The sequence below is a fragment of the Flavihumibacter sp. CACIAM 22H1 genome (assembly GCF_001601815.1).
Taxonomy (GTDB): domain Bacteria; phylum Bacteroidota; class Bacteroidia; order Chitinophagales; family Chitinophagaceae; genus Flavihumibacter.
Genome location: NZ_LUKG01000077.1, coordinates 3,354 through 11,740, shown reverse-complemented (window position 1 = coordinate 11,740; position 8,387 = coordinate 3,354). Strand labels below are relative to the sequence as shown.

7 protein-coding genes are annotated in these 8,387 nt (G+C 44.4%); 2 read left to right on the top strand and 5 right to left on the bottom strand.

Annotation, left to right across the window (positions count from 1 at the left end; genetic code table 11):
- The 4 genes from A1D16_RS17385 to A1D16_RS17370 form a co-directional block, all read right to left on the bottom strand.
- On the bottom strand, positions 1-384 hold a 384-nt coding region (locus tag A1D16_RS17385), incomplete at its 3' end, for a hypothetical protein (protein WP_290711841.1).
- Positions 365-610 carry an AtpZ/AtpI family protein gene (locus A1D16_RS17380; RefSeq protein WP_290711839.1) on the bottom strand — a complete coding sequence of 82 codons (246 nt, stop codon included), beginning with the start codon at positions 608-610 and terminating at the stop codon, positions 365-367. The genes A1D16_RS17385 and A1D16_RS17380, both read right to left, overlap by 20 nt.
- Positions 579-1,004, bottom strand: coding sequence for a polymer-forming cytoskeletal protein (locus tag A1D16_RS17375; RefSeq protein WP_290711837.1), 426 nt, complete (start codon positions 1,002-1,004; stop codon positions 579-581). The genes A1D16_RS17380 and A1D16_RS17375 overlap by 32 nt, the downstream gene beginning before the upstream one ends.
- A 10-nt stretch (positions 1,005-1,014) precedes the next feature.
- On the bottom strand, positions 1,015-1,410 hold the full coding sequence (locus tag A1D16_RS17370; RefSeq protein WP_290711835.1) for a hypothetical protein: 396 nt from the start codon (positions 1,408-1,410) through the stop codon (positions 1,015-1,017).
- A gap of 121 nt (positions 1,411-1,531) precedes the next feature.
- Here A1D16_RS17370 and A1D16_RS17365 point away from each other — a divergent pair, with 121 nt between their 5' ends.
- Entirely contained in the window at positions 1,532-4,501 is a 2,970-nt protein-coding gene (locus A1D16_RS17365; RefSeq protein ID WP_290711833.1) for a tetratricopeptide repeat protein, read from the top strand.
- A gap of 27 nt (positions 4,502-4,528) precedes the next feature.
- Positions 4,529-6,934, top strand: a complete 2,406-nt coding sequence (locus tag A1D16_RS17360) for a transglycosylase domain-containing protein (RefSeq protein WP_290711831.1) — start codon at positions 4,529-4,531, stop codon at positions 6,932-6,934.
- A gap of 69 nt (positions 6,935-7,003) precedes the next feature.
- On the opposite strand, the gene A1D16_RS17355 is transcribed toward A1D16_RS17360, so the two are convergent.
- The gene (locus tag A1D16_RS17355) at positions 7,004-8,227 is read right to left on the bottom strand and encodes a lanthionine synthetase LanC family protein (protein WP_290711829.1); all 1,224 of its coding nucleotides are present in this window, start codon (positions 8,225-8,227) and stop codon (positions 7,004-7,006) included.
- Positions 8,228-8,387 lie beyond the last annotated feature (160 nt).

The following is an 8,387-nucleotide window of genomic DNA, read 5'->3' as shown; positions in this document are numbered from 1 at the left end:
GGTAAGTACCGACCGCAATTCAATAATGGTATATAAAACATAAATGGCCATGCTGCCGAAAAGAGCCGGCTTATTAACCTTATCGCGGAACAAATAAATATAAATAAATGCCGCAATTGCCCCTCCAAACAGCTTTAGCAACATGCCTGAATACATATTTCGCATAAAAACATGGGTTGAGCTATTGGCCATGGAACGGAGGTGAAGCCATAGAGACACAAAAAAAATGAGGAATAGCAAACAGTTGGCTGTCATCAGAACCGTTACATCCAAACCCGTTTCGGCAAGCCGGGTACTGAATAAAAGTAAGGCTGTGTTGATAACAATAAAAACCAAAACCAGCGGAAGCATCGCTTTACGAGAATCAGGGCGTTTTTTTTCCATTCGATTTACCTGCGGTTTCTTTTACCAGTTTGTAAATGGTAACAGCAATTACCAGCAAAGGTAAGATCCAAACCAATAGAGGCATAGGATTAGACAGCCGTTTATCGATTTGAATACCAGCCCATACGGCAGCTCCCAGGGCAACCATTAGTTGGGTACCCAGGGAGATATATCTTAAGAGGGAAGTGTTTTTATCAGGCAGCTTTCGTGTCTTTCTGTTTTTCATTTACCATAGCAGTGGCCGTTTCAACGGCACCCATATGGCAGGCTCCGTTAAAGGTGGCAGCCGGCTCAATTTGCAGCTTTCCGGCATGAATATTTCCGTTTACCGTTCCACTCGCCTTTAATTGCAGGAGTTCCTTCACCTTAATGGTACCGGTAACCTTACCCATGATATCAGCGGTAACACCATTGATATCACCTTCGACTACACCATTTGCACCGATTACAACTTTAGCTGTGCTGTGGATATTACCGATCAGTTTGCCATCGATCCTGAGATCGCCATTGCTGGTAATATCGCCTTTGAGGGTGGTTCCATTACCAATGAGGCTGGTGCTGGAGGAGGTACTGCTGGTAACGTCTGCAGCAGCTTCAGATTTGGATTTTCCGTTGAACATGATCTTGGATTTAATCAGTGGTTGTTTCAGTTGCCGGTATATTCAGAAGAGTTGTATCCAATGCTACAGGCTCCTCTCCCTGCAATACCCGCTTGATATTTAATAAATATTGATCTTTATATACCATCGCCTGTTCCAGCGAATCGGTCCGGATCTTTAATTGTCTCAATTCCTTCGTGGCACTGGCCGACCCGTAGCCGGGAATATACAACTTTAATGGTGTAAACACAATTAAAGCTACTGTCAAACTGGTTAACAGCACGAAAATGGTACTTAATCCAATGTAAACACTTAACCTGGATAGTTTGAAAGTAACCACCTCTTCGTAGCTGTCATCATTCATCACAACCAGCCGGTACCTGTTACGTAAACGCTTAAGGGTGGTATTAGTATTGTTTTCAGGCATTAAAATTGTTCTGTTTTTCAGGCAAAGCCGTCACAACTTACATAAAATTCGAGCCAAAATATTTGGCTAACTTTAAAATAATTTTCTTGGGCAAGTGTTATTATCAATTTAGTTTGCGCAGATGATCAAGATCCAGGTCCTTAAATACCTTGTTCCCTTTATATTTTACCTTTCCTGTGGAATGCCTGGAATGGGCCAACCTACGCTTGATCCTGATCTTCAGAAGCAAAAACCCAAAAAATACGAAAACCGGATACTCCGGGCTGAAAAAACCGGGGAGAAAAAATTTACCGCCCCCCGGCGCTTTTTCCAGAATACCTATACCCATTATAATTATGTATTTAATGCGGAAACCAAGCTGGCACAGGTACTGGAGTCGGCTAAAATGCAGCATGTAGAGCGCTATTCAGAGCTCCTCCCCTTTTATAATTACACCCTGGAAGCCACTTCTGCGCAAAAGACAGAACTGGATTCTGTAATCTACAAGGTAAATGCCGGGGTATTCCTGCACGATCTGAGGAGTAATTGGATGGATAATCTATACCTGGCGATGGGCCGCGCCTATTTTTACCGGAACACCCTCGATTCAGCATTTATGACCTTCCAGTACATGAACTATGCTTTTCATCCCAAAGACCCCGATGGCTATGACCGGGTCATTGCCTCCAATTCAACGGAGGGAGGAAATGCGATGAAAGTATCTACCCTGGAGAACAGGAATGTATTGGACAAAGCCTTTTCCCGCCCCCCCAGCCGCAACGACGCCCTGGTATGGCTGATCCGTACCTACCTGGAACAGGAAAAAACAGGGGCGGCCGCCACCTTGATTCAGACACTGCGAAACGACCCCCAGTTTCCCAGCCGCCTGCATCCTCAACTTGAGGAAATGCAAGCCTATTATTTTTATAAACTCCGGCAATACGATAGCGCTGCCACCTATCTGGGAAAAGCACTGCCGGCAGCTGCCAATAAACAGGAAGAAGCCCGCTGGGAATTCCTGATGGGGCAACTCTATAAAAAAGCAGGCGCAAAGGAACAGTCGATGGCCGCATTTGAACAGGCTGCCCGGCATACCCTTAACCCTATTATGGAAGTAGCCGCACAATTGGAAGTGGCTCAACTATTAGACGGAAAAGATGGCAGAAACTGGAAAACTGTGGTTCAAACCCTGGAAAAAATGGCCAAACGGGAAAAATATGCCAGCTACCGCGATCTTATATATTACACCATTGGACAAATAGAACACCGTAATGATGCCCAGGCAGAGGCCGAACAACACCTTTTAAAAAGCATCAAAAACAGCCTCCAGAATCCCGACCAGAAAGCACGCACCTGGCTGTTACTGGGAGATGTGGCGTTTACCCGTAAACAATACCAACCGGCCAAAGCATATTATGACAGCGTGGAAACCAACCTGATCGACGAACGAGAACTGGTACAACTGGGCCATCGGAAAGACCTGCTCAGCATTGTGGTAGCACAACTGGAAATAATACATCGCCAGGACAGCCTGCAGGCATTGGCAGCCCTTCCGGAAGCAGCCCGGAATGAACAGCTTCGCAAAAAACTCCGGCAACTGAAAAAACTGCAGAATGCACAGGCCAATGCCAATACCGCCACCCCAGGCAGTAATTTTCCCGGCTTTAATAGCCAGGGTAACCTACCCCCTACCGACTTATTTGCATCCGGCAATAATAACAGTGAATTTTACTTTTACAACAACACGCTTAAAAGCCGGGGATATAACGAATTCAGGAACAAATGGGGCAACCGCCCAAATACCGATAACTGGAGAAGAAGCAGTAACCAGTCCAACCCCGTATTTAGCAAGGAACAAAACAAAACCGGTTTAACTGCAGAAGCTGCCGAAGAAGAAGACCTGAATCTAGAACTGTTACTAAAAAACATTCCCCTTACGGACGAACAACTAAAAGCCTCCCGTGATTCGGTGGCCCAGGCACGCTTTATCATTGGCAGTACTCTGCAGAACAAACTGGAAGATTATGCCGGTGCAGCCGCAGAATACGAATGGTTGCTCGAAAATGCACCAGGAAGTGAAATGGAAGCGGATATTCTTTATAACCTGGCTATTTGTTACAGGATGCTGGGTAAAACAACGGAACTGACCCTTGCCAACAAACGGCTGGGAGAAAAATTCCCCAACTCCAGGCAGGCGAAACTTTCGCAGAACCCATTGGCGGTACAGGAAGCAGACAGCCTTCAGGACAAACTGGCTACAACCGCCTACGACAAAATTTATGACCAGTTTTTATCCGGGAAGTTCCAGGAAGCAACTCGCTCCAAAAGAGAAGCGGATAGTTTGTATGGTCAACACCACTGGACTCCGCAGCTCCTGTACATTGAGGCAGTGTATTACATTAAGGAAAAAAATGATAGCCTGGCCATAAACGGGCTGGAGCAATTAAAACGCCAGTTCCCGGAACATCCGATGGCATCCAAAGTAAGCACCCTGATAGATGTACTGCGGCGCCGCAAAGAAATCGAAGATTACCTGGCTAACCTGGATGTGCAGCGTCAACCCGAGGACTCTACCCGCTTTCAACCAATTCCCACGGTAGAAACAGTCAAAGCTCCGGCCCCGCGCGAAACCCGGGCGGCTACCAAACAAACCGTAACCAGGATCGAACAACCGAAAACAGATAGTACCCGGCTTAAAAAAGAGGCCCCTAAATTACCGGTTACCAATTTATTCAACCGTCATGCCGAGCAGCCCCATTTTGTGGTATTGGTACTTACGAATGTAGACCCCGTGTATGTAAATGAAACGAAAAATGCTTTTGATCGATACCATCGCGAAAAGTATTATAACCAGCCTATGAATGTCAGTATCACGTCTCTTTCAGATACGGTAAAACTGGTAAGTATACGTGGAATGGTCAATGAAGCAGCGGCAATGGAATATATACAGAAAGCCAAACCCCTGGCAGAAAAGGAGATCATTCCCTGGATGAAAAAAGAAAACTACTATTTTATGCCGGTTGCAGAAGATAACCTGAATCTATTGTTAGACAGCAGCAACCTGCCGGCCTACAGAAGTTTTCTGCAACAAATTTTCCCCAATCAATTTTAAACAATCGCCTCTCTGTAAATAAAAAGTATGAAACAGGTAATACGCGTATTTTGGAAAATTTTCTTTATTGGCTTTGCCATTTTTGCCCTGCTAATCCTGGCGATTAACCTGGGCTTATTTGGAAAACTGCCCTCCCTGAGCGAACTGGAAAACCCTTCTATATTACAGGCAACCGAAGTATATGCGGCAGATGGTACGCTGATGGGAAAATATTTTCTTAACCGTGGTAACCGCAGCAACGTAGATTATCGGGATATCAGCAAATATGCCGTACAGGCATTGATTGCAACGGAAGATGAGCGATTCTACGATCACTCAGGAATTGACGGCAGATCCGTACTGAGGGCAATTGTATTCCTCGGGAAAGAAGGCGGTGGTTCTACTATTACACAACAGCTGGCATTGAATATGTTTGCCGAACGCTCCAAGAATCCAATAGCAAGGGTTGTTCAGAAACTAAAAGAGTGGGTGATTGCGATCAAATTGGAAAGAAATTTTACCAAAGAAGAAATTCTAACCTTATACCTGAATACGGTGCCTTTTGGAGAAAATGTTTATGGCATCAGGAATGCCGCTCTTACTTTTTTTCAGAAAGAACCCGATCGGCTGGCGCCGGAAGAGGCGGCTGTGCTGATTGGATTATTAAAAGGAAATACCCTGTATAATCCAAGAAGAAATCCGAAAGCGGCTGTAAACAGACGAAATGTAGTATTGGATCAAATGGTGAAAAACGGCTACCTGACCGACGAACAGGGAACTAAATTAAAGCTTAAACCCATTGCCCTGAATTATCGAAAACAGGACGAAACAGCCGGGCTGGCTCCTTATTTCAGAGAAGTATTACGCGATGATATTAAAAAATGGTGTAAAGAAACCACCAACCCGGCTACCGGCGATCCGTACGATATTTATAAAGACGGGTTAAGGATCTATACCACTATCAACCCACGTATGCAGATCTATGCAGAAGAAGCCGTGGCTAAACATATGCCCACTTTGCAAAAAGCGATGAATGCGCAGCCCTCCATAAAAAAAGGCTCGGTATGGGAGGGGCATAACAATATACTGGAAGCGGCTATGAAAGCAAGTGACCGCTGGAAAAACGGCAAAGACGAAGGCTTATCAGACGAAGCGTTGCGGACAAGTTTTAAAACCAAAACACCCATGAAAGTGTTTGCCTGGAATTCAAGAAGGGAAACAGATACGATCATGACACCTATGGACTCCATTAAGTACCACCGCCAAATGCTGCAAACCTCGTTTATGGTAATGGATCCCATTACTGGCGAAGTAAAAGCATGGGTAGGTGGTATCGATTTTAAAACCTATAAATACGATCACGTAAACATCAATACCAAGCGCCAGGTTGGTTCCAGCATTAAACCATTTCTATATTGCCAGGCATTGGAAGAAGCGGGTTTTACCCCGGAAACACCGGTTGAAAACGTAGCCCAGGATTTTCCAGGTTTTGGACTGGTACCGGCAAAAGGACTGTGTAAAGGCAATACCGTAACCATGGCAACAGCCCTTACCTACTCGTATAACTGCGCAACCGCCTATATCATGAAACAGATCGGCCCCAAACGGTTTGTAGAATTCCTGCATAATATCAATATTAAAAGCAAGATGGATGCCTACCCCTCTATTTGTTTGGGAGCGGTTGATCTCTCTATGTACGAGATGTTATATGGATATACCATGTTTGCCAACAACGGCTATAGTACCCAGCCTACCTATATAACCAGGATTGAAGATCGCAATGGAAACGTGCTGGAAAGCTTCCAGACCAAAATGAACCAGGTAATCAGCGAAGCGGCGGCTTATACCACCACCAAAATGTTAGGTGGACCGGTAGAAATGGGAACAGCTGCGGGGCTGAGAGCCAGGCTGGGTGCAGCGGAAATGGCAGGCAAAACCGGTACTACCAACGATAATGCGGATGCCTGGTTTATCGGTTTTACGCCCCAGTTACTGGGTGGAACCTGGGTAGGGTGTGACGACCGCTTTATTCGTATTGAAAATAACCTGGGGTATGGCGGACAAGCATCGCGCCCTATCTGGGAATATTTCTTTCAGAAAGTATATGCGGATAAAACCCTGGGCATAGATAAAGACGCAAGATTTGCCCAACCCGAGCAAATGAAAAATGAAGTCATGTATGACTACATGAATATTATTGACCAGAGTGCCCCACCCGGTGCGGAAGGCGAAGACCAGGGCAATGGCGCCGCAGATCAATACCTGATGGAGCCGGATAACAATAACAACGTTCCCATTGAATCAGAAATCCCCAAAGACGAAAAAGATGTATTGAAAGAAGCCAGGGATGCAGAAAAGAAGAGTGAAAAAAAATCTACCGACCAGGCAGAACCTCCCAAAAAAAAAGGAATACTACGTAAGATATTCGGAGGCAAAAAAAATAAAGAAGAATAAAAAATCATAGGTGGCATACTCATCCGGGAAAATTTTTCCGGATGAATATGCCACAGGTTTAATGGTGCATTAGTTGATGAGGAAAAACTCTTTCCAGTCGCCTTTATCCGGGTAAATTGAATCCAGCAATACCAGTGACACAGCAGGATATCCTTCCAATAAAGAAGTTTCTTTATCAGCAAAATCAAGGTTCAGTTTTCCTTCCTTCAAAAATTGTAATGTTTTTTGGATCCATGCATTCGCAGCTTTTTCATAAAAAGCCCGCCCACTGACTGCATAAAGAGATTGGTACATTGCAGCTATTCCTGCCGCCCCGTGGCAGAACTGTGCATCCACACACATGGTTGATTCTGCATCCATACGATCCAGGGAACAGGCCCCTACCAGGTCAGCAATTTCGATATATTGCTGAATGCCAAATGCAGCCCCTACTTTGTATAACATGAATGCCTGGTTCAAATCTCCGTAACACCAGGCAAGCCTGTTATTATAGGTTTTCTCCTGCGTAGCTTCATGAACAGTATGCGGAAACATTGAATGCCGGTTGTTTTCAGGATCGGTGGTCATGGTTTGTTTAACAACCAGCCCGATCATAGAACGAATGACATCATGTATTTTATCAAAGAGCAACCCCTGTTCAAATGCTTTTAATAAAATAAGAATAAAGCCTGTTTGTCCATGCGATAGGCTTACATTTATTTCACAGGTTTCTTCTTTGGAGATAATATAGTTCCGGATCCAGCAACCATCTTTTGAGTGAATAATTTTTTTAAGAATGGCTTCCAGCAAACATTCTGCATGTAGTTGAATGGTTGGGTCCGGAAGGCGATCAATAAAATAATTCAATACCCCAAAAGCACCGTGCAGGTAATCATTAAAATCATGTTCGGTCTGGTGCAATGCCTGTTTTAAAAGAAATTTATCGATCTCCTCAAACTCCTGCAGATCCTGGTAGATATATTGTTTTTTCGAGAGATAGTTTAACAAGCTCATAAAGCCTGCAAGCCCTGTACTGAGCGATGGGTTTAACAGCGAACTTCCACTTTCATTAAACCGAAGGAATACTTCATCAAGAAGTGCCCGTCCCTTTTCAATATGCTCCTCAGAGCCGGTGTATTCAAAACAACTGTAATGGTAAAGCGAAAGGCCCAGCTTACCCATGAAAAGGGAATCATTCTGTTTTGTTCCGGTTTGAATAAGATGCTCCATCGAGCCGACATGATGAAGAATTTCCTTTCTGAAACTGGATGAATCGTCTTTCACAAATTCGGTTGGATATTGTTTTACTCGCATAACTGTTATTTACTGAAATAAAAGTAATAGCAGCTATACAAAATTCTAAGTTTAATACACGAATACCCGTTTTAGAAGGATATATAACCTACTTCATGGTACTATCACGTGTACGAGACACTAATTGGTCTTTAAAACTGGTACCAATTGGTACCTGCTC